This is a genomic window from Pseudomonas sp. DW-iso3 (genome assembly GCF_058725305.1).
Genome location: NZ_JBZXDZ010000002.1, coordinates 367,576 through 390,925, shown reverse-complemented (window position 1 = coordinate 390,925; position 23,350 = coordinate 367,576). Strand labels below are relative to the sequence as shown.

Sequence of the window (23,350 nt, the reverse complement as noted above, 5' to 3'; positions counted from 1 at the left end):
GTGAACACTGCCCAACCGTCCCTGTTAAGCCCCGCGATCCGCCGTCAATCCCTCGGCTTGGGATTGCTGGCGTTGCTGCTGTTCATCGCCGGCAACTGGCATCAGGCAATCATCGGCTTCGACTCACGCTTCGTGCTGTTTGCCCAGGAGATGCTGCGTCATGGGCCCGGTTTCTTTCCGACCACCTATGGCCAGCCTTACGCGGATTACCTGGCTACCTCGACGTTGATGACGTGGCTGGTGTCTTTGCCGTTTGGCGAGGTCACCCGCTTTACCGCCTGGCTGCCTACGGCCATTGCCTCGGCGTTGATCGTCACCCTGGTGTATCGCCTGACGGCCCCTTACTCCCAGCGCTGGGGACTGTTGAGCATTGCGATGCTGTTGCTGAGCAGCAGTTTCATCAGCGAAACCCGCGCGGTGTCCCTCGACCAGATGTTGGCCGCAATCGCCCTGGCGGTGTTCTATCTGGGGTATGCCCACGACCACTTCGGTGCAGGTAAGCGCCTGCATTGGCTGTACCTGCTACTGATTGTCGGCTTTGCAGTGCGTGGGCCGATTGGGCTGGTCGTTCCCACTGGCGTGTTGTGCAGCTATTACCTGATCAACCGCCAATGGCGCCCACTGTTCAGCTTCGGATTGCTTGCGCTGGCGTTGCTGGTGGCCTGTGTCGGCTTGCTGTTGTTGATGGCCAAGCTGAGTGGCGGCGAGCGCTTCATGCAGGACGTGATTCGCATGCAGTTCCTCGGGCGCATGGATGGCAGCGAAGGTTCCAGCGGCGTGCTGTATTACTTCACCAGTTCCCTGGGCAACTATGCCCTGGCGTATCCGATGGCCGTGCTTGTGCTGCTGGCCATGGTGATCAGCGGACGCCGGGCGCCGGGGCCGGCCTTGCAGTTGGTGTGGTACTGCGCTGCCGCAGGCTTGCTGGTGATGCTGGGCTTGTCGATCCCACAGGCGAAAAAGGCGCGGTATGTACTGCCGATGTTGCCCATGGCGGCGATGATTGCGGCGTATCCGTTCCAAGTGGCGCACGGGCGGTTGTTTGCCTGGTTGCGTGGGTTGATGCTGGGCATCTGGACGTTGTTGCCGACGCTGTTGATCGCCGGATTGCTCTTCGCGCGGCCGCGCTACCCGGAACATTTGAGTCATTTGGGCTGGGTGTACGGCGTGCTTGGGGGGCTGCAGGGAGTGGCGCTGCTGGCGCTGTTCAAGTCGCAACTGCGCCAGGTCGGACCGGCTTTTGCCGCGGTACTGGCGGTATGGGCCACTTATATCCTGGTGGTCGAACCGCTGGAACGCAGTGTCTATGACACACGCACCTTTACCCTGCAGGTGCATGAACAGGTGATGCAGCAGCGTGCTCCCGTGGTGTTGCACGGCCTGGGCAAAGACGCCAAGGCGATCAAATACATGGTCAACCTCGACTGCGACCAAGTACCGTTATTCACTCAGCAAGCGGCCGAGCTGAAGCCCATCCAGGCGCCAGCCTGGCTGGTGATGAGTCAAGCGGATTACGAAGGCTTGCAGGACCCGCGCTTTCGCAGCATCACGCCCACCCTGGTCGGTGAGTTTGACCGCAACCCTTACGTACTGCTGCACTTGGCCAAACCGCCGCAACCTTAAAGACTGCGCCGGCCTTCAATTCATTATTTTTGCACTCAACCTGCATCAATATGCATTGGCGCGGTTCTTCCAAGGTGGGCACACTGCACGGGTTCCTTCCCCCAAATGTTGGAACCTTCAAAGGGCTTTTCCGGGCAACCAGACAAGCCTTTTTTTTGCCCGCTGTTTATGGACCCCCTTCAATGTTCGCTCGCTGGTTCCCCGCTGCTATCAACACCCGCCCCACTGAATGGAGCCGTGCCGCCATCGGCATGGCCTTGGGCACCCTCCTCAGCGTCTGGCTGTGTGCCCAAGTGTTTGGCATGGAGGTGGCGTTGCACCTGCTCGGCCCCCTCGGCGCCTCGGCGGTGTTGTTGTTCGCCGTGTCGTCCGGTGCACTGGCGCAACCCTGGTCGATCATTGGCAGCTACCTGTGCGCGGGCGTGATTGCGTTGCTGGTGGCCCGCGTCCTGGGTCCCTCCCTGGGCGGCGCCTGCCTGGCGGCCGGCATGACGGTGGTGCTGATGTGCTGGCTGCGTTGCCTGCATCCGCCAGCCGGCGGATTGGCGATGACACTGGTGTTGGCGGACCCGGCTTCCGCCGCCCTGGGCTGGTATGAATTGGGCGCCGTGCTGCTCGGTGCCGGCGCCTTGCTGGCCTGCGCGCTGGTTTACAACAACGCGACACGCACGCGCTACCCAAAAGGCGCCGTTGAAACACCCGCGCCTATCTTGGGCAACCCCAAGGCCGCTCGAGACCCAGCGATTACTGCCGACGATCTGAAGCTGGCGCTGTCCGAAATGGAACAATTCTACGATGTAGAGCCCACGGAGCTGGAAGCGTTGATCCATGCCGCAGAAACCCACGCCCGACGCCGCAGCATCGGTGAGGTACTGGCCAGTCGGGTGCCGTGAGGCACTCATCCATTCACTGCATAAATGCAAAAACAACCTGCATGATTGACGGTTGTACTGGGCAAATTTGCACTGGTACGATCGCGAGATGGTTCGTCCGCGAACATCTTGATAAAGAACAATAAAAGCAGGGAGTTATCGATGACTGCTCAGGTTTCATCCGAGGCAAGCCACGCAGAAACACTTCAGGACGAAGTCCTCGCCGAGGTCCGTAACCATATCGGCCACCTCACCCTCAATCGCCCCGCCGGCTTGAACGCCATTACCCTGAACATGGTGCGCAGGCTGGCGTCCCAGCTAAAAGCCTGGGCCGATGACCCGCAGGTGTACGCCGTGGTCCTGCGCGGCGCCGGTGAAAAAGCCTTCTGTGCCGGCGGCGACATCCGTTCGCTTTACGACAGCTTCAAGAATGGCGACACCCTGCACCAGGACTTCTTCGTCGAGGAATACGCACTGGACCTGGCCATCCACCATTACCGCAAACCGGTCCTGGCACTCATGGACGGGTTTGTCATGGGGGGCGGCATGGGCCTGGTGCAAGGCGCCGACTTGCGCGTCGTTACCGAGCGCAGCCGCCTGGCAATGCCGGAAGTGGCCATCGGTTACTTTCCTGATGTGGGCGGCAGCTACTTCCTGCCGCGTATTCCGGGTGAGCTGGGGATTTACCTGGGGGTTACCGGGGTGCAGATCCGTGCGGCCGATGCGCTCTACTGCGGGCTGGCGGATTGGTATCTTGAGAGCAGCAAGCTTGCCGACCTGGACAATAAGCTTGACCGCCTGCAATGGCACGACTCGCCACTCAAGGACCTGCAAGGTGTGCTCGCCAAACTGGCGGTGCAGCAACTCCCCGACGCGCCCCTGGCCGTCTTGCGCCCCGCCATTGACCACTTCTTCGCGTTGCCGGATGTGCCGAGCATTGTTGAACAACTGCAACAAGTCACCGTGGCCGACAGCCACGAATGGGCCCTGACCACCGCCCACCTGATGCAGACCCGCTCACCCCTGGCCATGGCCGTCACCCTTGAAATGCTGCGCCGCGGGCGTCGCCTGCCCCTTGAGCAATGTTTTGCCCTGGAGCTGCACCTGGATCGCCAATGGTTCGAACGCGGCGACCTGATCGAGGGCGTGCGTGCGCTGATCATCGACAAGGACAAGGCCCCGCGCTGGAACCCACCGACTCTGCACGGACTGGCCCTCAGCCATGTAGAAAGCTTCTTTCATAACTTCAAGAAGGTTGCGAACTAAGTCATGCAAGATATTGAATATACTGAAGAACAGGTGATGATCCGCGACATGGCACGTGACTTTGCCCGTGGTGAAATCGCGCCCTATGCCCAAGCCTGGGAAAAAGCTGGCTGGATCGACGATGCCCTGGTCGCCAAGATGGGCGAACTGGGCCTGCTGGGCATGGTGGTGCCGGAAGAATGGGGCGGCACCTATGTCGATTACGTCGCCTACGCCCTCGCCGTGGAAGAGATCTCCGCTGGCGACGGCGCCACCGGTGCGCTGATGAGTATCCATAATTCAGTGGGTTGCGGGCCAATCCTCAATTACGGCACAGAGTCGCAGAAGCAGACTTGGCTGGCTGACCTCGCCAGCGGCCAAGCGATTGGCTGCTTTTGCCTGACCGAGCCCCAGGCCGGTTCCGAAGCCCACAACCTGCGCACCCGTGCAGAACTGCGCGACGGTCACTGGGTGATCACAGGCGCCAAGCAATTCGTCAGCAATGGCAAGCGCGCCAAATTGGCGATCGTGTTTGCCATCACCGACCCTGAACTGGGCAAGAAAGGCATCTCGGCGTTCCTGGTGCCCACCGCAACACCCGGCTTCGTGGTGGACCGCACCGAACACAAAATGGGCATTCGCGCTTCTGACACCTGCGCCGTCACTCTCAACCAATGCACAGTGCCCGAAGCCAACCTGCTGGGTGAGCGTGGCAAAGGCCTGGCGATCGCCCTGTCCAACCTGGAAGGCGGACGCATCGGCATTGCCGCCCAGGCACTGGGAATCGCCCGTGCGGCGTTTGAGGCGGCGTTGGCTTACGCCCGTGATCGCGTGCAGTTCGACAAAGCAATCATCGAGCACCAGAGCGTGGCCAACCTGTTGGCCGAAATGCAAACCCAGCTCAATGCCGCCCGCTTGCTGATCCTGCACGCTGCGCGACTGCGCAGTGCCGGCAAACCGTGCCTGTCGGAAGCCTCCCAGGCCAAGCTGTTTGCCTCGGAAATGGCGGAGAAGGTCTGCTCGTCAGCCATGCAGATTCATGGCGGCTATGGGTATTTGGAGGATTATCCGGTGGAGCGTTACTACCGGGATGCGCGGATCACGCAGATTTACGAGGGGACCAGCGAGATTCAGCGGATGGTGATTGCCAGGGAGCTCAAGCACTACCAACTGTAAACCCGACCTGTAGGAGCCGGCTTGCCAGCTCCTACAGGTTTGTGGCAGGTGGGAGACCGGGTTATCTGTCTTTAAAGTCCGGTGCTCGCTTGGCCACAAACGCCGCCATGCCTTCCTTCTGATCCTGCGTTGCAAATGCTGCATGGAACACCCGGCGCTCAAACCGCACGCCTTCCGACAGGCTCACTTCAAACGCGCGGTTCACGCTTTCCTTGACCATCATGCTGATAGGCACTGACTTGCCAGCAATCAAAGTGGCGACTTTCAGCGCCTCTTCCAACAGCTCATCCGCCGGCACGATGCGCGCGACAATCCCGCAGCGTTCGGCTTCCACCGCGTCGATAAAACGCCCGGTCAGGCACATTTCCATGGCCTTGGCCTTGCCCACCGCGCGGGTCAGGCGCTGGGTGCCACCCATGCCCGGCAGTACGCCCAGGTTGATTTCCGGCTGACCGAACTTGGCGCCATCGCCTGCCAGGATGAAGTCGCACATCAACGCCAGCTCACAGCCCCCGCCCAAGGCAAAACCGTTCACCGCGGCAATGATCGGCTTACGGCGGTTGGCGACGCGGTCGCTGTCGCTGAACAGGTCGTCAAGATAGATCTGTGGGTAGGTCAGCTCGGCCATTTCCTTGATATCGGCACCGGCGGCGAAGGCCTTCCTGGAACCGGTCAGCACAATGCAGCCGATTTGCGGGTCGGCTTCCAGGCCATCCAGCGCCTGGTTCAATTCACTGACCAGCTGCGCGTTCAGGGCGTTCAAGGCTTGCGGGCGATTGAGGGTAATCAGCCCAACGCGGCCTTGGACTTCGAGCAAAATGGTTTCGTAACTCATGTATCGGCTCCTTAGAGGTTGCGTGAGATGACCATGCGCTGGATATCGCTGGTGCCTTCGTAAATCTGGCAGACCCGCACGTCGCGGTAGATCCGCTCCAGCGGGAAGTCGCTCAGGTAACCGTAACCGCCCAGGGTTTGCAAGGCGGCCGAACAGACTTTCTCGGCCATTTCCGAGGCGAACAGCTTGGCCATCGAGGCTTCCACCAGGGCCGGCTTGCCGCTGTCACGCAGCGCGGCCGCGTAATGCACCATCTGCCGGGCGACCGCAATTTGCGTGGCCATGTCCGCCAGGCGGAAGGCCACGGCCTGATGTTCAATGATCGGCTTGCCGAAGCTTTCACGCTCGCGGGCATAGTCGCGGGCCGCTTCAAAGGCGGCGCGGGCCATGCCCACCGCTTGCGAGGCGATGCCGACGCGGCCGCCCTCAAGGTTGGCCAGGGCAATCTTGTAGCCTTCGCCCTCTTCCCCTAGGCGGTTGGCGACCGGCACCTTTACGTCCTCGAACAGGATCTGGCAGGTGTCGGACGCATGCTGCCCGAGCTTGTCTTCGACCCGTGCCACGCTGTAGCCCGGCGAATCGGTCGGCACGATAAACGCGCTGATCCCCCGTTTGCCCGCCGCCGGGTCAGTCACGGCGAACACAATCACCACCCCGGCGTTCTGCCCGGAGGTGATGAACTGTTTGCAGCCATTCAGTACGTAATGGTCACCTTCCAGACGCGCACGGGTTTTCAAACTACTGGCGTCGGAACCTGCCTGGGGTTCGGTGAGCGCAAAGGCGCCGAGCATAGCGCCGCTGGCCAGGGGCTTGAGGAACTGCTCTTTCTGCTGGTCGTTACCGAACTTCAGGATCGGCACGCAACCGACCGAGTTGTGCACGCTCATAATGGTGGAGCAGGCGCCGTCACCCGCAGCGATTTCTTCCAGGGCCATGGCGTAGGCCAGGTAGCCGGTGTCGCAACCGCCCCACTGTTCCGGCACCAGCATGCCGAAGAAACCCAGCTCGGCCATTTCACCGATGGCTTCCTTGGGAAAGCGGTGCTCGCGGTCCCATTCGGCGGCAAAGGGTTTCAGGCGTTCCTGGGCAAATTGCCGGGCCGCGTCGCTGATTTGCAGTTGTTCTTCATTGGGCAACATGGTCAGTCCTTAGTACAGGCATTCGACGGCCATGGCCGTGGCTTCACCACCGCCGATGCAAATGGCTGCAACGCCACGCTTGAGGCCGTTCTGTCGCAAGGCCGAGAGCAGCGTCACCAGGATCCGCGCACCCGATGCACCGATCGGATGCCCCAGGGCACAGGCGCCGCCGTGGATATTGACCTTGGCGTGGGGGATGTCCAGCTTGCTCATGGTCACCAGGCTGACCACGGCAAAGGCTTCGTTGATCTCGAACAGATCGACTTCACCCACGTTCCAGCCGGTCTTGGTCATCAACTTGCGGATAGCGCCCACCGGCGCCACCGGGAATAATCCCGGTTCATCAGCAAACGCTGCGTGCCCATGAATCACGGCCAAGGGCTTGAGGCCGCGCTTCTGGGCCTCGGACTGGCGCATCAGCAGCAAGGCCGCCGCACCATCGGAAATCGAACTGGCGTTGGCCGCCGTCACTGTGCCGCCGTCGCGGAACGCCGGCTTCAGGCTGCTGATCTTGTCCAGCTTGGCCTTGGGGGGCTGTTCGTCATGCAGGATGGTTTTCTGCTCTTTGCCTACGGTGACCTGCACCGGGACTATCTCGGCGGCAAAGTTGCCATGGGAGATCGCCTCTTGCGCACGGGTCAGGGACGCGATGGCAAACGCGTCCTGGGCCTCGCGGGTGAAGCCGTTGTGCAGCGCGCAGTCCTCGGCAAAGGTGCCCATCAGGCGGCCCTTGTCGTAGGCGTCTTCCAGACCGTCAAGGAACATGTGGTCGAGCACCTTGCCGTGCCCCATGCGGTAGCCGCTGCGGGCGCGGTCCAGCAGGTACGGTGCGTTGGACATGCTTTCCATGCCACCGGCGATGACCACATCAACGCTGCCGGCCAGCAGCGAATCATGCGCCAGGATCGCGGCTTCCATGCCCGAGCCGCACATCTTGTTGAGGGTGGTGCAGCGCGTGGCCTTGTCCAGGCCCGCGCCCAACGCCGCCTGGCGTGCGGGTGCCTGGCCGAGGCCAGCGGGCAGTACGCAGCCGAACAGCACTTCATCCACGGCATCGGTGGCGATACCGGCACGCTCGACCGCCGCACGAATGGCGGCGGAACCCAGCTGCGGCGCTGTCAGGCCCTTGAGATCACCCTGGAACCCGCCCATGGGCGTGCGCACGGCGCTGACAATAACGATGGGGTCGGTCATGGGAACTCCTCCTTATTTGGCCGCCATGCGCAAAGCACCGTCGAGACGGATCACCTCGCCATTGAGCATGCTGTTCTCGATGATGTGCCGCACCAGCGCGGCGTATTCGGCGGGTTTGCCCAGGCGTGGCGGAAACGGCACGCCCGCAGCCAGGGACTCGCGCACTTGCTCCGTCATGCCGGCCATCATCGGCGTTTCAAAGATCCCGGGGGCGATGGTCATGACGCGGATACCAAACCGCGCCAGTTCTCGCGCGGCAGGCAATGTGAGGCTGGCGATGGCGCCCTTGGACGCAGCATACGCCGCCTGGCCGATCTGCCCGTCAAACGCGGCGACGGAGGCGGTATTGATGATCACACCGCGCTCGCCGTCGGCATTCGCCTCGGTTTCGGCAATGGCGGCGGCCGCCAGGCGTAACAGGTTGAAGCTGCCGATCAGGTTGACGTTGATCACCTGGGCGAAGCTGGCCAGCCCGTGAGGGCCGTCCTTGCCGAGGATTTTCTCGCCACGCACCACACCGGCGCAGTTCACCAGCCCATGCAACCCGCCAAACGCCGCAACTGTGGCCTGCACGGCGGCTTCGGCGGCCGTTTCCTGGCTGATGTCCGCCACGGCGCTGCGGGCATTCTCACCCAGCTGCTGGGCCTTGGCCGCCACGGCATCGGCGTTGAGGTCCACCAGCATCACCTTGGCACCTGCCGCTACCAACATTTCAGCAGTGGCCGCGCCGAGGCCCGAGGCACCGCCACTGACCAGGAAGATCTTGTTTTCAATCTGCATTGTTATTCTCTTTAACAGTCCGAATCGTCGAAATAGTCGCCCCAGAGCGCCACTGCGGCAATGGTCAAAGCCCTCAACCTGCCTGACTGGTTTGGCCAGTCATCGACCCCGCCGATCAGCCCGTCAGCTCAATCGATTGGACGGGCGCAGTGCGTGCTTCTAACCTGATGGGCTGCACCGACACAGAAGCCCGCCCCTGAATGATAGTCCGACCCAAACCCAACCTCCTGGGCATCCTGTTTTCCCTCAAGGGGTCAATAGCCAAGCGCATCGCCTTGCGCAGCCTGTTAGTCACCTTGCTGGCCTCGGTGATCGTGCTGGTGGAAACCCTGCATCCGGCGTATTTCTCCAAGGTCAATGCCACGCCATTCACCTTGCTCGGGCTGTCGCTGTCGATTTTCATGAGCTTTCGCAACAACGCCTGCTATGACCGCTGGTGGGAGGGTCGCAAGCAGTTGGGGCAGATGATCATCGATGTGCGCTCGTTGATCCGCGAAACCCAAGTGCTGCGGGATCCGGCCGAACGTGCGGGTTTGCTGCGAAGCGTGTGCGGCTTCGCCCATGGCCTGGTTGCACGGCTGCGGCATGAAGATGAAGCCCAGGCCATTAAGCCGTGGAGCCAGTTCCAGGCCAACCATCCCAACCTGCCCGACAACCTGCTGCAACAGGTCGGCGCACGGTTTAGCGCATTGGCTGAACAAGGCGTGATCAGCGAATGGCGCTACACACAGTTGGAGGCGCGCCTGGTCAGCCTCAGCCAGGTGCAGGCGTCCTGCGAGCGGATCAAGAGCACGCCGCTGCCCTTTCCCTATACCTTGTTGCTGCATCGCACTATTTACCTGTTCTGCATCCTGCTGCCGTTTGCCATGGCCGAGCCGTTGGGTTGGTTGACGCCAGTGTTCACTGCCATCGTCAGCTACACGTTTTTCGGCCTCGATGAAATCGGTGATGACCTGGAGGACCCATTCGGCTTTGACGAAAACGATCTGCCCTGCAATGCCCTCCTGCGCACGCTGGAGCGCGAAGTATTGGCCGCCCTTGGTGAAACCGATCTGCCACTGCCATTGGAACCGGTGGAATACGTGTTGACCTGATGCGGGTTTGACACCTGCCGTGGTCTGACCGAAGCTGACGGCTTTGCTGCCCACGCTTTCGGACGCCTGCATGTCAAAGTCACGCCGTTACTCCATCGTCGGCCTGTGCGCCCTGCTGTTGATTGTGCTGATCACTTGGTATTTCTCCCGTGCCACCCCGGTGGCCGTACCGCCCACCATTGCCCATGGTTACTCCAAGGCCCTGAAACAGGCGCGTAATGGCGAACCTGGCGCAGCGCGCGTGTTGTACCAACAACTGGGCCGGCCGGACCTGTCCCCCGAGCGCCGTGCTGCGTTGCATGCAGAACTGCCCAACTACCCCAGCCCGCAAGCCCTGAAGCTGGCGGACAAAGACCTGGCCAGCGAGTCGCCCCTGGTGCGCGAGGCGGCCATTCACAGCATTGTCGGCCTGGTGCCGACCGGCCAGCGCACGTTGTTGCTCGGGCCGGTGCTCGACGACCCCGAACAAGCAGTTCGATTTGCTGCCGCCAATGCCTTGCTGGGCCTGTCACCTGACACGCTGGGTCTGTACTTCGGGCCATTGCAGCAGGTCCTCGATGAGTTCGTGAAAAAGCTCAAGGCCCAGCCCGAAACGGCCGAAGGTTGGATTCAACTGGCGCGCCTGTACATCCACAGCGCTCTGTTGCCGGAAGCGCAAAATGCACTGGAGCAGGCCATGCGCTTGCAACCGGACAACTTGCAAGCCGTTGTGGCGCAGATAGAGTTACTGGATAAACAAGGCAAGACCGACGAGTCCCGCCAGTTATTGGCACGCCAATTGGCGGCGCACCCTGAGTCGGCCTACCTGCAGCACGCCTTGGGCATGTGGCTGTTGCACCACGGCGAGAGGCCCTATGCCCTGCTCGGTCTGTCCAAAGCCGTAGAGTTGGAACCGGACAATCAGGATTATCGCTACGACCTCGCCACCACCCTTCACGCCCAGCAGGAACTGGAGGCGGCCCAGCGGCAACTGGAAGAAGTCGTCCAGCGTCACCCTGCCAATCGCAAGGCACGGGTGCTGCTGATCAATTACTGGAAGGAAAGCGGCCAGTTGCAGAACGTCCAGGTTCTGCTCGCACAGCTTGAGCAACAGAATCCGGATGATCCCGCGCTGCAACAAGGTCTGTAGGTTCAGGTTAAACACGTGTAAACCCAGGCCCTTGTTGCACAAATTCTACGAAACGTTGAACCGCCAGAAGCCACTACGGTCAAGTGAATATGGCGCACGCCGAGCCGGCGCGCGCCTCTATTTGAACGTGACCGAGGGCACTCCTTGTCTACATCCAACGAGCTGTTGAGTGAAAAAGCCGCTACCGGCATCGAAGGTCTTGACGACATTCTTGCCGGCGGCCTGTCGCGCAGCCACCTGTTCCTGCTGGAAGGCGAACCGGGTACCGGTAAGACTACCGTTGCGCTACATTTTTTGCAGGCCGGCGCGAAAAACGGTGAGACCTCGTTATATATCACCCTGTCCGAGACCGAGCGTGAGTTGCGCCAGGGCGCCACGTCCCATGGTTGGGACCTCGATGACAATATTCATATCTTCGAACTGACCCCGCCGGAGAGTCTGCTCAACGCCGAGCACCAGCAGAGCTTGCTGTATTCCTCCGACCTGGAACTGGGCGAAGCGACGCGACAGATTTTCGAGGTGGTGGAACGGGTCAAGCCAACCCGCGTGGTCGTCGACAGCCTCTCCGAGATCCGTCTGTTGGCGCAAAGCTCCTTGCGCTACCGCCGGCAGATCCTGGCAATCAAACACTACTTCGTGCGTTATGACGCGACTGTCTTGCTGCTCGACGACCTGACCACCGAGTCTCTCGATAAAACCGTGCACAGCGTCGCCCATGGCGTGATCCGCCTGGAGGAACTGACCCCCAACTACGGCGCTGAACGCCGCCGCGTGCGCGTGGTGAAGTACCGTGGCCAGAAATACCGGGGTGGCTTCCATGACTTCACCATCATGCAGGGCGGTGTGCATGTGTTCCCGCGCCTGGTGGCCGCCGAACACCGTGGCGGCTACAACCGCCAGACCCTCACCAGCGGCATCCGCGAGTTGGATGCGTTGCTGGGCGGCGGGATCGAGACCGGCTCCAGCAGCCTGATCCTGGGGCCTGCGGGTACTGGCAAATCGCTTATCTCGATGATCTTCGCCGCTGCCGCCGTGGCGCGGGGCGAGAAGGCCGCGCTGTTTATCTTTGATGAAGAGTTGGGCCTATTGTTCGAGCGCATGAAAAACATGGGCATCGACCTTGCCGCCTTACAGGCCACCGGTAATTTGTTCATTGAACAAGTAGACGCCGCCGAACTGACCCCCGGTGAGTTTTCGCACCGTGTACGTCGTTGCGTGGACGAACGGGGCATCAAGACCGTGGTGATCGACAGCATTAACGGTTACCAGGCGGCAATGCCGGAAGAAAACGCGCTGATCCTGCATATGCACGAGTTGTTGCTGTACCTCAATCGCCGAGGCGCTGCCACCTTCATGACGGTGGCCCAACACGGGCTGGTGGGCGATATGCAGGCACCCGTGGACATTACCTACCTGGCCGACACCGTGATCCTTTTGCGCTATTTCGAAGCCATTGGCGAAGTGCGCCGCGCCATTTCGATCATCAAGAAACGCACCGGCACCCATGAGTCGACGATTCGCGAATACCGCATCGGCAGTCGCGGCATGACGGTCGGTGAGCCGCTGAACAACTTTCAAGGGGTTTTACGCGGTATTCCAACTTACATGGGTGCCGGTTCTCCCCTGCTCAAGGATGAGGGCTAGTGACGGTCCTTACTCCTCTCTCCGAACGCGCGATCATCCTCGCGCCCTTGGGGCGCGACGGCGCGTTGGCACTGATGATGCTCAACGAGGCCGGCTACAGCGGTATCGTCGCCACCGACTTGAACAGCCTGTGCGAGGCGTTGGCACAAGGCAGCGGCTTGTTGATCATTGCTGCCGAAGCCTTGCGCGGCGTTGACCTGGAACCGTTGCTCGACTACCTGCATCGACAACCGGCCTGGTCGGACCTGCCCATCGTCCTCATGACCCATCACGGCGGCAGCGAGCAGAATGGCTCGAGCCACCTGAGCCGGCTACTGGGCAACGTGACATTCCTGGAACGTCCGTTCCATCCGGTGACGCTGATCAGCCTGGTCAGCACTGCATTGCGCGGTCGGCGAAGACAATACGAAGCGCGCGATCGCCTGATCGACCTGAGCGAAAGCGAGTTGCGCCTGCAACGTACCTTGGAAACCCTCGAACAACAGGTAGAGGAACGTACAGCGCAACTGCGCCACAACGAAGAAGCGTTGCGCCAATCTCAAAAGATGGAAGCGGTCGGGCAGTTGACCGGCGGCATTGCTCACGACTTCAACAACATGCTCACGGGCATCATCGGCAGCCTGGAGTTGCTGCGCAGGCGCGTGTCCCGAGGCAAGCTTGACGACCTCGACAGCCTGATCGACCTGGGTGTCACCTCCGCCAATCGTGCAGCAGGGCTCACCCATCGCTTGCTGGCGTTTTCCCGCCGGCAATCGTTGGACTCAAAACCCGTGGAGATCAACCAACTGGTGGTTTCCATGGGCGAACTGCTGCAACGCAGCATCAATGAAAGCATCAAGCTGGATATGCGCCTGACCGGTGAGTTGTGGACCGCCGAAGCCGACCCCAACCAACTGGAAAGTGCCCTGCTCAACCTGGTGATCAATGCGCGAGACGCCATGCCGGGCGGTGGCCAATTGCTGGTGGAAACCAGCAACCGCCATCTGGACAACGTATTCACTGCCGCCTATGGCACGTTGACGCCGGGCGACTACGTGGAACTGAGCGTCAGCGACACCGGCTGCGGTATCCCCGAGAACGTGATGGGCCGGGTGTTCGATCCGTTCTTTACTACCAAGCCGATTGGCCAGGGCACGGGGTTGGGGTTGTCGATGATCTATGGTTTTGCCCGCCAGTCGCGCGGACACGTCACCCTCCACAGTGAAGTGGGCAAAGGCACCACCGTCAGCCTGTTTTTGCCGCGTTTTATCGGCGAAATCACCGCAAACCTGCCGGCTGACCCGACGCTGCCGCCGTTTGCCAATGCCGGCGAAACCGTGCTGATTGTCGAGGACGACCCCGCAGTGCGTGTGCTGGTGAGTGCGGTGCTCAAGGAACTGGGCTATGCCTTCGTTGAGGCCAGTGACGCCGACACGGCGGTGCCGATCATCGAGTCGGACCAGCGTATCGACCTGATGATCAGCGATGTCGGCCTGCCCGGTATGAACGGCCGCCAGTTGGCGGAAATCGGCCGGCAGATCCGTCCGGACCTCAAGGTGCTATTCATTACAGGGTATGCCGAACACGCGGCGGTGCGGGGCGGGTTCCTGGACCCGGGAATGCAGTTGATCACCAAGCCGTTTACCTTTGATTTGCTTACGGCGAAGGTGCGGGAAATGATCCGAGCGTGATTACCCGCCGCCAAAGACAGCAGCAGTGTCCGCTGTGGGCGAAGGCAGACGCTGACCTTTCAGCGTACGACGATTTAACGTGATCAATTCGGAGAGGGTGTTCGCATTGGAACGGAATCGACCCACCGGGCGCCGCTGTTCGACGCGTATGTAAATGGCGTCGGCGGCGCGTTCAACGCGGTTAATCAGATTGCCACAAGGACGTGTCACGCCAACAAGCGTTGTATGTGTTCCTGCAACGTATCCAGGTCAAACGGCTTGGCCAAGATAGGCGCGTTGCGCGTGATGGGGCTGTTGCAGTCGAGGATTTCCTGCGGGTAACCGCTGATGAAAATCACCTTCAATTCCGGTCGCAGCTTGATCGCGGGCTCAGCGATCTGCACGCCGGAAATCCCGCCCGGCAAACGGTAGTCCGTCACCATCAAATCCAAGTGCGGCTTGGTCGCTAGAATTTCAAAGGCCTGCTCCCCATCGATCGCCTTCAACACCCGATAGCCCAGGCCCGCCAGGTATTCACCCAGCACAAACATAATGGATTCGTCGTCCTCGACGATCAGTACGACATCTTGTGCATCTTCACTCATGGGAAGCCTTAGTCCGGTCAGTTGCTGCAATTACGACCATGGGGTCACGCAGAGGTTGCGTCGAGGTGACGATTGAATTCATGCCGAGGCCTGCAACGGCAGGCATACCCGGAACAAGGCGCCCTCGCCTATCTGGCTCTCGACCTCGATGGTGCCACCATGGGCTGCAACGATCTGCTCGGAAATGAACAGCCCAAGGCCCAGGCCCGCCGCCACTTGGCTGGCGGACACGCGCTCGAACTGTTGGAAAATACGCTTCTGGTTTTCTGCGCTGATGCCAATCCCATGGTCGCGCACCTCTACCCGGGCTTCGCCATGTTCGCTGTACACGCGCACCTCGACCGGGCTTTTTGCGCCGTAACGCAGCGCGTTGGTCAGTAGGTTGGTCACCACCTGCTCGATGCGGAATTCGTCCCAATGGCCCTCTACCGGGCCGTCGGCAACCAATGCCATGGACGAGTCAGCCGCTGCGACCTGAGGCGCGAAGTTCTCCACCAGGTTGCTGACAAGCTGGGCCAGGTCGAAACGCGCTGGGCGTATCGATAATTTTCCGGTGCGGATGCGCGACACATCGAGCATGTCTTCGATCAGGCGGATCAGGCTCTGGATCTGGCGTTCATCGCGGTCGACCATGGCGTGCATCTTGTCCAGGGTGAACGCGGCGGCGTTGTCCCGGGCCAGGTGCATCTTGCGCAGCTGGGTCTCCAGGATCAGGCCGTTGAGGGGCGTACGCACTTCGTGGGCGACGATTGACATGAAGTCGTCACGCATGCGCACGGCTTGTTCAAGCTCCGCCTGAGTGGCTTGCAGGCGTGTCAGCAACAACTCCTGCTCACGACGGCTGCGCTCCAGGGCCTCGACCTGCAGTTTCATCGCCTTGCTTTGGCGGTACAGGTCGACAAACACGTTGACCTTGCTCTTCACCGCATGAATATCCAGCGGCTTGTGCAGGAAATCCACGGCACCGCTTTCATAACCTTTGAACGCGTAATTGAGTTCACGGCCGGCTGCGCTGACAAACACAATCGGGATGTTCTTGGTCTTTTCGGTTCCGCGCATCAGTTCGGCCAACTCGAAACCGTTCATGCCGGGCATTTGCACATCGAGAATCGCCATGGCGAACTCATGCTCCAGCAACAGGGACAAGGCCTCGTCTGCGCTCAATGCCTTGAATACCTGGCGGTCCTCGCGCTTGATCAGCGCTTCCAGGGCCAGCAGGTTTTCCGGCAGATCGTCGACGATCAGCAGTTTGGCCTGGACAGTACTTAACATGGGGAATATTCCAGGGAAGCCAGCAATGAGCCAATGCGGCTCAGCGTCAGAATGTGGTCGGGTGTGTGCAGCGCCAGGGCTGCGCGAGGCATGACGGCAACGCGTGCTTCAGTGGGGTCTTGCACCACTGTAGTTCCGCCGTGTTGCTTCACGTGGGCCAAGCCGCGGGCGCCGTCATGGTTGGCGCCGGTCAACAAAATGGCGAGCAAGCCCTTGCCATAGGCATCGGCGGCGGATTCGAAAAGGTAATCAATCGCCGGCCGTGAGTGGTGCACGCGGTCTTCCTGGCTCAAGGACAAACTGCGGTCATGCTCCACCGACAGGTGATAGCCGGGGCCGGCAAAATACAGGGTGCCCGGCTTGATCACTTCCTTGTCGCGGGCTTCGACCACGGGCATGGCCACGCGGCGGTCGAACACCTCAGCCAATTGACTGCGACGCTCGTCCGGCAAGTGCAATACGGTGATGATCGGCAAGCCGAAATCGGCAGGCAGCTCGGCGAATATCGTCAGCAACGCCTCCACGCCACCGGCGGATGCGCCGATGACGATCGCTTCTATGCCCCGGACCGATGCCGGGCTGGCAGCCGCTTGATTCATAGTTTCCGGTAGATCCGTTCCTGTTTGACCAAGGGTTCGAACTGTTTGCCGTACACGGAGAAATCCAGCGTCTCCTTGCTGCCCAGCACCAGGAAACCGCGATGGCACAGCGACTCATGGAACAATCCAAACGCGCGATCCTGCAACTTTTTATTGAAATAAATCAGTACGTTGCGGCACGAAATTAATTGGGTTTCTGAGAATACACTATCGGTTGCCAGGCTGTGGTCGGCAAACGTGACATTCTCCCGCAGCGTCTTATCGAAGATCGCGTAATCGTAGGCCGCGGTGTAGTAGTCGGCAAATGAACGTTGACCGCCGGCCTGTTGATAGTTGGCGGTGTAGGCGCGTACGTTCTCCAGGGAAAAGATGCCCTGCTTGGCTTTATCCAGCGACGCCGGGTTGATGTCGGTGGCGTAAATGATCGTGCGTTCCAGCAAGCCTTCTTCGCGCAGCAGGATGGCCATCGAGTACACCTCCTCGCCCGTGCTGCAGCCGGCGATCCAGATCTTGATCGACGGGTAGGTCTTGAGCAGCGGCACCACTTCCTGGCGGATCGCCAGGAAGTGCGTCGGGTCGCGAAACATTTCGCTTACCGGAATCGTCAGGAACTGCAACAACTGCATGAACGCCGCCGGGTCGTGCAGCACGCGCTCCTGCAAAGCGGAAATGGTCGCACAATCAAACTGGCGCAGCGCGTGAGCCACGCGGCGCTTCACCGACGCCCCGGAGTAATCGCGGAAGTCGTAGCTGTACTTGAGGTAAATCGCCTCAATCAACAGGCGCAGCTCAATATCGCTGCTTTTTTCCAAAAAAGTTCGCTCCACTTAAATGCGTTCCATCTTCGGTAGCCATACGCGAATCAGTGAGAACAGACGGTCCAGATCGATCGGCTTGGCCAGGTAGTCATTGGAACCTGCTGCCAGGCAGCGCTCCTGATCGTCCTTCATGGCCTTGGCCGTCACCGCGATGATCGGCAGTTTTTTCCAACGCGGGTCCTGGCGGATCAAGGCTGTGGCCTCGTAACCATCCATTTCCGGCATCATCACGTCCATCAGCACCAGGTCGATGTCCTCGACTTCATTGAGTTTGTCGATGGCTTCACGGCCGTTACGCCCGATCACCACCACGGCGCCTTTGTGCTCCAGGGCGCTGGTCAGGGCGAAGATGTTGCGCACATCGTCGTCCACCAGCAGGATCTTGCGCCCCTCGAAGACCTTGTCACGGCTGCGCGCGGTCTTGAGCATCTTTTGGCGGTCATGAGACAGCTGGGATTCGACTTTGTGCAGAAAGAGTGTGACCTCATCCAGCAGGCGCTCTGGCGAGCGGGCACCCTTGATGATGATCGAGCGCGAATACTTGCGCAGTTCCGCTTCTTCATCGCGGGTCAGGTTGCGCCCGGTGTAGACGATCACCGGCGGGAATGAGCAGATGTCCTCGGTCGCCATACGCTTGAGCAGCTCGTTACCGAGCATGTCCGGCAGCTTGAGGTCGATGATCATGCAGTCGTAGATATGGGTGCGCAGCAGGTCCAGGGCGGCCTGGGCGTACCCGACGTCGGTGATCTCGATGTCATCGTCGCCGATCAGGCGGGCAATGCTGTCGCGTTGCAGGTCGTCATCCTCCACCAGCAGCACGCGCTTGACCTTCTGGGTGAGCTTGGCTTCCAGGCGCGCGAACACGTCCTTGAGCTCTTCGCGGGTGGTGGGTTTGACGGCATACCCAATGGCGCCCATGTGCATGGCGGCTTCTACGCGGTCTTCCACGGAAATCACGTGCACCGGGATATGGCGGGTGTTGGCGTGTTCCTTGAGACGTTGCAGCACAGTCAGCCCGGAATGGTCAGGCAGGCGCATGTCCAGCAGGATCGCGTCGGGAATGTACTCTTCGGCCAGGCTGTAGCCTTCGTCGGCGCCATGCGCCACCAGGCAGTTGTAGCCCAGCTCGTGGGCCAGGTCGAAGAGGATACGCGCGAAGTTTGGCTCATCCTCCACCACCAGGATGCAGCGCGTGGCGAACGGGGCCTTGTCGCGGTCGTCGGCGAAACGCGGGATCTGGCTAACATCGGCTACCGGCAACGCGGACACCTTCACAGGGGTCGGAACCGGAGCGGGCGCCACCACCACTTGGCGGGGCTGCTCGATCGGCGCGGCGTCTTCTTCGCGTTCTACGTACTGCTCCGGCACTACCAAGGTGAAGACACTGCCCTTGCCTGGTTCGCTGCTCACGCTGATATAGCCACCCAGCAGGGTCGCCAGGTCGCGGGAGATCGACAGGCCCAGGCCGGTGCCGCCATAGCGGCGGTTGGTGGTGCCGTCCGCCTGGCGGAAGGCTTCGAAGATGCTTTCCTGCTGGTCCGGCGCAATGCCGATGCCGGAGTCGCGTACCGTGAAGGCAATGCCCTCCCCCGGCGCGCGGGACACTGACAGGCTGACCTCACCCTGTTCAGTGAACTTGATCGCGTTGGACAGCAGGTTCTTGAGGATCTGTTCCAGGCGCTGGCGGTCGGTGAACAGCATGGTCGGCGAACCTTCCTGCACGTCCACCTGGAACCCCAGCTTGCGATCGGCCGCCAACGGTTCAAACATTCCCCGCAGGCCGTCCACCAAGCGTGCCACGCTGGCGTTTTCCGGGAGCACTTCGAGCTTGCCGGCTTCGACCTTGGAAATATCGAGGATGTCATTGATCAGGTTGAGCAGGTCATTGCCGGCGGAATAGATCGACTCGGCGAACTTGACCTGTTCGGCGCTGAGGTTTTCCTGGGGGTTCTCCGCCAGCAATTTGGCCAGGATCAGCGAGCTGTTCAGCGGCGTGCGCAGTTCATGGGACATGTTGGCCAGGAATTCGGACTTGTACTTGCTGGAGCGCTCCAGTTCTTCTGCGCGGTCTTCCAGCTCAAGTTGAGCCTTGTTCAGCTCAACGTTCTTGCGGTCCATGGCGTCGCGTTGTTCGGCCAGGGTTTCGGTCTGCTCGGCGAGTTGCTCGTTGGTCTGCTCCAATTCAGCCTGCTGGGTTTCCAGGTGGGCCTGGGATTCCTTGAGGATGCGGGACTGTTCTTCCAGCTCTTCGTTGGCGGTCTTGAGCTCTTCCTGTTGCACTTGCAGCTCTTCGTTGAGCTGCTGGGTCTCGGCCAGCACTTCCTGCAGGCGCTGGCGATAGCGCGCAGCCTCGATGGAGGTGCCGATATTCCCGGCGATCAGTTCCAGCAGCTCGACGTCACGCTCTTCCAGGGGGCGCAGGAAGCCCAACTCGACCACGCCGTTAACGCGGTCATCGTCGCTGGTCGGCATCACCAGCACGCTGCGGGTCGAACCTTCGCCCAGGCCGGAGCTGACTTTGAAGTAGTCCACCGGCACGTCGTCCAGGCGAATCAGGCGGTCCAGCTGGGCTGCCTGCCCTACGATGCCTTCGTCGCTATAGATCGACTGTTCCTTTTGCTCCTGCTCTCGGGAGAAGCCATAGGTGGCGATACGCTTGAGGCCACCATGCTCTTCACGTACATACAGCGCCGCGACAGCCGAGCCCATGTACTGGGCAAAGAATTGCAGGATATTGCGGCCGAGCATGTTCAATGTGAGTTGGCCGAGCACTTGTTCGGCCAGTTCAGTCTGGCCATTACGCAGCCAGGCCTGTCGCTCAAGGCGGCGTGCTATCTTCTGTTGTGACGCGAGGTTTGCGCTGTAACTGTCTGATAATGAAACTAAATTCTTCCGACCGATATACGCGAGGAAACCACTTAGGCCCAGCACAAATACCAGATACAGAGTGACGCTGATCACGGTAGTGCGAGTGACTTCTTCATTGCGGGAGATGCGGAACTGCTGCTCCATCGCCACCGCGTCATCGTATTCCTTGCGGATCTCGTCGGTCAGGCGCTTGCCACGGCCGGCCTTGACTGCGCTGCGGTAGTCACCGCTCTCGCGCTGCATATCAATCATCGACTGGGCGTATTTGTTCCACTCGTATTGCAGGGCTTCGAGGCGCTTGAGGCGGTCCACCTGCTGCGGATTGTCCGCCACCAGCTCCTGCAGGTTGCGCAGGTCCGCAATGATGCGCGGCTTGGCGACTTCATAAGGGTCAAGGAAATGCTCGTCGCCGGTGATCAGGAAACCGCGCATGCCGGTCTCCAGGTCGACCGTCAGCTTGGACGACTCATTGAGGTTATTGATGACCCGGTCGGTGTGCTCCACCCACTGGATAACCGACAACAGATAGGTGATCAAGACGACGAAAAACACCGCGCTGAGCACGCCCACACCTAAGGGCAGTGCCACGTTTCGGCTCAGGAGGGTACGAAAGCTCTGTTCATCGACGGACGACGCGGGAGTCATGGGCATGCCTTGGCCAAATACGGAAAAACCGGGAGTTTGCCCCAAAGTCGCAAGCAAGACCATTTTTCTAGAACGGTTTTGTACAGATTCCTACAAAGGAACAGGCTATTCTCTCTGGTCTTTTCTATCGCATTGTTTTTACGGCCAGCGGGAACTTGTCATAAGTGCGCGCTTACTCAAGGAAGAGGCCTATCAAAACGGCCGCGTGTAAACCCTCGCCTTTTTTGGGAATTCCATATTATGTCCACACCCCCTTCCACCATCCTTGTCGTCGAAGACGATGCCATCGTGCGCATGCTCATCGTCGATGTTCTGGAGGAGTTGGAATTCAGTGTCTTGGAGGCTGCCGATGCTAAAGAGGCGCTGGCAGTGGTGCAAAACACCGGGCAGGTAATTGACCTGATGATGACCGACGTGGGCCTGCCGGACATGGACGGAAAGCAACTGGCGACCAAGGTGCGCGAATTGCGCCCTGCTCTGCCCATCCTGTTTGCCAGCGGATATGCCGAGAACATCGACGTGCCGGACGGCATGCAAGTGATCGCCAAACCGTTCTCGATCGATCAGTTACGCGACAAAGTCAAATCGATGCTGTAGGCGCTTTAATACCGGTTTGTGAGTGCCGTCCCCATGGGCGGCATTTTTACGTCAGGCGTCCATAGATTAACGTGACCTTCGGCCCCTAAAGCCGGACACTCAGCGCCTGCCCGCGCCATTCATCCTTATTCTTCAAAATGCACTCAGGAAGGACGTAACAACATGATTGGAAAACCGACGCGCCTGCTGTTGGCGAGCCTCTCGATACTCATGAGCAACGGCGTCTGGGCCGACTTCACCGCCACCCCAGGCGAAGCCCGGGCAATCGCCAAGGAAGCCTATCTATATGGCTATCCGGTCGTTGAGATGTACAAGACGCTCTACACCCAGGCCGTTGACCAAGGCGGCACGCGCTTCAAGACGCCGATTAACCGCATGGGGCATTCCGCTCAGGTGCCGGGGCCTAAAGACACTTCGCAATTCAAGCCCAACCCCGACACGCCCTACTCCTTCGTCTGGATGGATCTGCGCAGGGAGCCGTTGGTGCTCACGTTGCCGCGGATCGAGGACGATCGTTATTACTCAGTGCAGTTGATCGATCTTTACAGCCAGAACATCGCCTACCTGGGCACTCGCAGTACCGGCAACAATGGCGGCCACTACATGGTCGCGGGGCCTGACTGGAAGGGCCAGCAGCCAGTGGACGTAGACCGGGTGATCTACAGCGAAAGCAGCCTGGTGTATGCGCTCTACCGCACGCAGTTGTTTGATGAAAAAGACGTGGCCAAAGTCAAGCAGATCCAGAATGGCTACAAGGTGCAGCCGCTGAGCGGCTATGTGAAGCAACCGGCGCCGGACAAGGTGGCTAAAATCGAATGGCCCAAGCCCACGGCCGCCATGACAGACAGCCCACAACTGTTTCGCTACCTGAACTTCATGCTGGCCTACGCCAAGCCTCAGGACAGCGAGAAAGACGTGTTGGCTCGCTTTGCCAAGATAGGCATCGCGCCGGGTGCCCCGTTCAAGCTCAGCCAATTGAACGCGGAACAACGCAAAGCCCTGGAAGAAGGCATAGCCGACGCCAAGGCCGAATTTGCGGCATTCAAGAAAGACAAGATCGATACTCATCAAGTAACCAGCGGCGAACTGCATGGCAGCCGTGACCGCCTGAAAAACAATTACCTGTATCGATACGCCGGGGCCAACCTGCGCCTGTTCGGCAACTCGGCAGACGAAGTGGCCTACATGACCTACTCGGTCGACAGCGAAGGCAAACCGGCCAACGGCGCACGTCACAGCTACACCGTCCACTTTGCCAAAGACCAACTGCCACCGGCGGATGCTTTCTGGTCACTGACCATTTACGACGCCAAAACCGGGCAACTGGTGCCCAACCACAAAAAACGCTACCTGATCAATTCGCGGATGTTGCCTGACCTCAAGCGCGACGCCGACGGTGGGCTGACCCTGGCATTGCAGCACCACGAGCCGCCCAAGGCTGAACAGAGCAACTGGTTGCCAGCGCCGCCTGCGCCCTTCTATGCCGTACTGCGCATTTACCTGCCCAAGCCGGAAGTGGGTAACGGCCAGTGGAAGCTACCGCCTCTGACGCCGCTCAAGTAGGGC

General features: G+C 60.3%; 19 protein-coding genes. 10 read left to right on the top strand and 9 right to left on the bottom strand.

Annotated features, from left to right (window positions below):
- The 4 genes from AC4PS7_RS07545 to AC4PS7_RS07530 all read left to right on the top strand — a co-directional run bounded on the left by AC4PS7_RS07545 (position 1) and on the right by AC4PS7_RS07530 (position 4,916).
- A complete protein-coding gene (locus AC4PS7_RS07545; RefSeq protein ID WP_010210416.1) occupies positions 1 to 1,623 on the top strand; it encodes an ArnT family glycosyltransferase in 1,623 nt (540 codons plus the stop codon).
- 182 nt (positions 1,624 to 1,805) lie between these two features.
- Complete coding sequence (locus AC4PS7_RS07540) at positions 1,806 to 2,516, top strand: HPP family protein (RefSeq protein WP_010210415.1); 711 nt, start codon at positions 1,806 to 1,808, stop codon at positions 2,514 to 2,516.
- Between the two features lie 141 nt (positions 2,517 to 2,657).
- Positions 2,658 to 3,761, top strand: coding sequence for an enoyl-CoA hydratase/isomerase family protein (locus tag AC4PS7_RS07535; RefSeq protein ID WP_256454667.1), 1,104 nt, complete (start codon positions 2,658 to 2,660; stop codon positions 3,759 to 3,761).
- Between the two features lie 3 nt (positions 3,762 to 3,764).
- Positions 3,765 to 4,916, top strand: coding sequence for an acyl-CoA dehydrogenase family protein (locus AC4PS7_RS07530; RefSeq protein WP_492179260.1), 1,152 nt, complete (start codon positions 3,765 to 3,767; stop codon positions 4,914 to 4,916).
- A 61-nt stretch (positions 4,917 to 4,977) separates the two neighbouring features.
- Here AC4PS7_RS07530 and AC4PS7_RS07525 read toward each other — a convergent pair whose 3' ends face one another.
- Genes AC4PS7_RS07525 through AC4PS7_RS07510 form a run of 4 tightly spaced genes read right to left on the bottom strand, consistent with a single transcriptional unit; the run spans position 4,978 to position 8,864 of the window.
- A complete protein-coding gene (locus AC4PS7_RS07525; RefSeq protein WP_010210412.1) occupies positions 4,978 to 5,751 on the bottom strand; it encodes an enoyl-CoA hydratase in 774 nt (257 codons plus the stop codon).
- Positions 5,752 to 5,762: 11 nt separating this feature from the next.
- Positions 5,763 to 6,890 (bottom strand): acyl-CoA dehydrogenase, encoded by a 1,128-nt coding sequence (locus AC4PS7_RS07520; protein WP_021493134.1) that lies wholly within the window; start codon positions 6,888 to 6,890, stop codon positions 5,763 to 5,765.
- Between the two features lie 9 nt (positions 6,891 to 6,899).
- Complete coding sequence (locus AC4PS7_RS07515; protein WP_021493133.1) at positions 6,900 to 8,084, bottom strand: acetyl-CoA C-acyltransferase; 1,185 nt, start codon at positions 8,082 to 8,084, stop codon at positions 6,900 to 6,902.
- Between the two features lie 12 nt (positions 8,085 to 8,096).
- Positions 8,097 to 8,864: an SDR family NAD(P)-dependent oxidoreductase gene (locus AC4PS7_RS07510; RefSeq protein ID WP_042572389.1), complete on the bottom strand. Its 768-nt coding sequence runs from the start codon at positions 8,862 to 8,864 to the stop codon at positions 8,097 to 8,099.
- A gap of 200 nt (positions 8,865 to 9,064) precedes the next feature.
- On the opposite strand from AC4PS7_RS07510, the gene AC4PS7_RS07505 reads away from it, so the two are divergent.
- From AC4PS7_RS07505 to AC4PS7_RS07490, 4 genes are all read left to right on the top strand, one after another.
- Complete coding sequence (locus tag AC4PS7_RS07505) at positions 9,065 to 9,958, top strand: bestrophin family protein (RefSeq protein ID WP_010210406.1); 894 nt, start codon at positions 9,065 to 9,067, stop codon at positions 9,956 to 9,958.
- Positions 9,959 to 10,028: 70 nt separating this feature from the next.
- Positions 10,029 to 11,087, top strand: a complete 1,059-nt coding sequence (locus AC4PS7_RS07500) for a tetratricopeptide repeat protein (RefSeq protein WP_021493132.1) — start codon at positions 10,029 to 10,031, stop codon at positions 11,085 to 11,087.
- 144 nt (positions 11,088 to 11,231) lie between these two features.
- Positions 11,232 to 12,731, top strand: a complete 1,500-nt coding sequence (locus AC4PS7_RS07495; protein WP_021493131.1) for an ATPase domain-containing protein — start codon at positions 11,232 to 11,234, stop codon at positions 12,729 to 12,731.
- Entirely contained in the window at positions 12,731 to 14,401 is a 1,671-nt protein-coding gene (locus AC4PS7_RS07490; RefSeq protein WP_492179259.1) for an ATP-binding protein, read from the top strand. The genes AC4PS7_RS07495 and AC4PS7_RS07490 overlap by 1 nt, the downstream gene beginning before the upstream one ends.
- A gap of 206 nt (positions 14,402 to 14,607) precedes the next feature.
- On the opposite strand, the gene AC4PS7_RS07485 is transcribed toward AC4PS7_RS07490, so the two are convergent.
- From AC4PS7_RS07485 to AC4PS7_RS07465, 5 genes are all read right to left on the bottom strand, one after another.
- Complete coding sequence (locus tag AC4PS7_RS07485) at positions 14,608 to 14,985, bottom strand: response regulator (RefSeq protein WP_003217591.1); 378 nt, start codon at positions 14,983 to 14,985, stop codon at positions 14,608 to 14,610.
- A 78-nt stretch (positions 14,986 to 15,063) separates the two neighbouring features.
- Positions 15,064 to 16,257, bottom strand: coding sequence for a hybrid sensor histidine kinase/response regulator (locus AC4PS7_RS07480; protein ID WP_010210402.1), 1,194 nt, complete (start codon positions 16,255 to 16,257; stop codon positions 15,064 to 15,066).
- The gene (locus AC4PS7_RS07475) at positions 16,251 to 16,856 is read right to left on the bottom strand and encodes a chemotaxis protein CheB (protein WP_010210400.1); all 606 of its coding nucleotides are present in this window, start codon (positions 16,854 to 16,856) and stop codon (positions 16,251 to 16,253) included. The genes AC4PS7_RS07480 and AC4PS7_RS07475 overlap by 7 nt, the downstream gene beginning before the upstream one ends.
- Entirely contained in the window at positions 16,853 to 17,683 is an 831-nt protein-coding gene (locus AC4PS7_RS07470; RefSeq protein WP_010210399.1) for a CheR family methyltransferase, read from the bottom strand. Before AC4PS7_RS07470 ends, AC4PS7_RS07475 begins: the two co-directional genes overlap by 4 nt.
- Entirely contained in the window at positions 17,684 to 21,187 is a 3,504-nt protein-coding gene (locus AC4PS7_RS07465) for a response regulator (protein ID WP_021493129.1), read from the bottom strand.
- Between the two features lie 240 nt (positions 21,188 to 21,427).
- Here AC4PS7_RS07465 and AC4PS7_RS07460 point away from each other — a divergent pair, with 240 nt between their 5' ends.
- Both AC4PS7_RS07460 and AC4PS7_RS07455 read left to right on the top strand, forming a co-directional pair.
- Positions 21,428 to 21,784, top strand: coding sequence for a response regulator (locus AC4PS7_RS07460; protein ID WP_021493128.1), 357 nt, complete (start codon positions 21,428 to 21,430; stop codon positions 21,782 to 21,784).
- Positions 21,785 to 21,946: 162 nt separating this feature from the next.
- Positions 21,947 to 23,347 (top strand): DUF1254 domain-containing protein, encoded by a 1,401-nt coding sequence (locus AC4PS7_RS07455; RefSeq protein WP_021493127.1) that lies wholly within the window; start codon positions 21,947 to 21,949, stop codon positions 23,345 to 23,347.
- Positions 23,348 to 23,350: the final 3 nt, after the last annotated feature.

Excerpts from the sequence above, each read along its gene's own strand:
- AC4PS7_RS07540 (WP_010210415.1), top strand. The coding sequence starts at position 1,806 with ATGTTCGCTCGCTGGTTCCCCGCTGCTATCAACACCCGCCCCACTGAA.
- AC4PS7_RS07535 (WP_256454667.1), top strand. The coding sequence starts at position 2,658 with ATGACTGCTCAGGTTTCATCCGAGGCAAGCCACGCAGAAACACTTCAG.
- AC4PS7_RS07530 (WP_492179260.1), top strand. The coding sequence starts at position 3,765 with ATGCAAGATATTGAATATACTGAAGAACAGGTGATGATCCGCGACATG.
- AC4PS7_RS07525 (WP_010210412.1), bottom strand. The coding sequence starts at position 5,751 with ATGAGTTACGAAACCATTTTGCTCGAAGTCCAAGGCCGCGTTGGGCTG.
- AC4PS7_RS07520 (WP_021493134.1), bottom strand. The coding sequence starts at position 6,890 with ATGTTGCCCAATGAAGAACAACTGCAAATCAGCGACGCGGCCCGGCAA.
- AC4PS7_RS07515 (WP_021493133.1), bottom strand. The coding sequence starts at position 8,084 with ATGACCGACCCCATCGTTATTGTCAGCGCCGTGCGCACGCCCATGGGC.
- AC4PS7_RS07510 (WP_042572389.1), bottom strand. The coding sequence starts at position 8,864 with ATGCAGATTGAAAACAAGATCTTCCTGGTCAGTGGCGGTGCCTCGGGC.
- AC4PS7_RS07505 (WP_010210406.1), top strand. The coding sequence starts at position 9,065 with ATGATAGTCCGACCCAAACCCAACCTCCTGGGCATCCTGTTTTCCCTC.
- AC4PS7_RS07500 (WP_021493132.1), top strand. The coding sequence starts at position 10,029 with ATGTCAAAGTCACGCCGTTACTCCATCGTCGGCCTGTGCGCCCTGCTG.
- AC4PS7_RS07485 (WP_003217591.1), bottom strand. The coding sequence starts at position 14,985 with ATGAGTGAAGATGCACAAGATGTCGTACTGATCGTCGAGGACGACGAA.
- AC4PS7_RS07480 (WP_010210402.1), bottom strand. The coding sequence starts at position 16,257 with ATGTTAAGTACTGTCCAGGCCAAACTGCTGATCGTCGACGATCTGCCG.
- AC4PS7_RS07475 (WP_010210400.1), bottom strand. The coding sequence starts at position 16,856 with ATGAATCAAGCGGCTGCCAGCCCGGCATCGGTCCGGGGCATAGAAGCG.
- AC4PS7_RS07465 (WP_021493129.1), bottom strand. The coding sequence starts at position 21,187 with ATGACTCCCGCGTCGTCCGTCGATGAACAGAGCTTTCGTACCCTCCTG.
- AC4PS7_RS07460 (WP_021493128.1), top strand. The coding sequence starts at position 21,428 with ATGTCCACACCCCCTTCCACCATCCTTGTCGTCGAAGACGATGCCATC.
- AC4PS7_RS07455 (WP_021493127.1), top strand. The coding sequence starts at position 21,947 with ATGATTGGAAAACCGACGCGCCTGCTGTTGGCGAGCCTCTCGATACTC.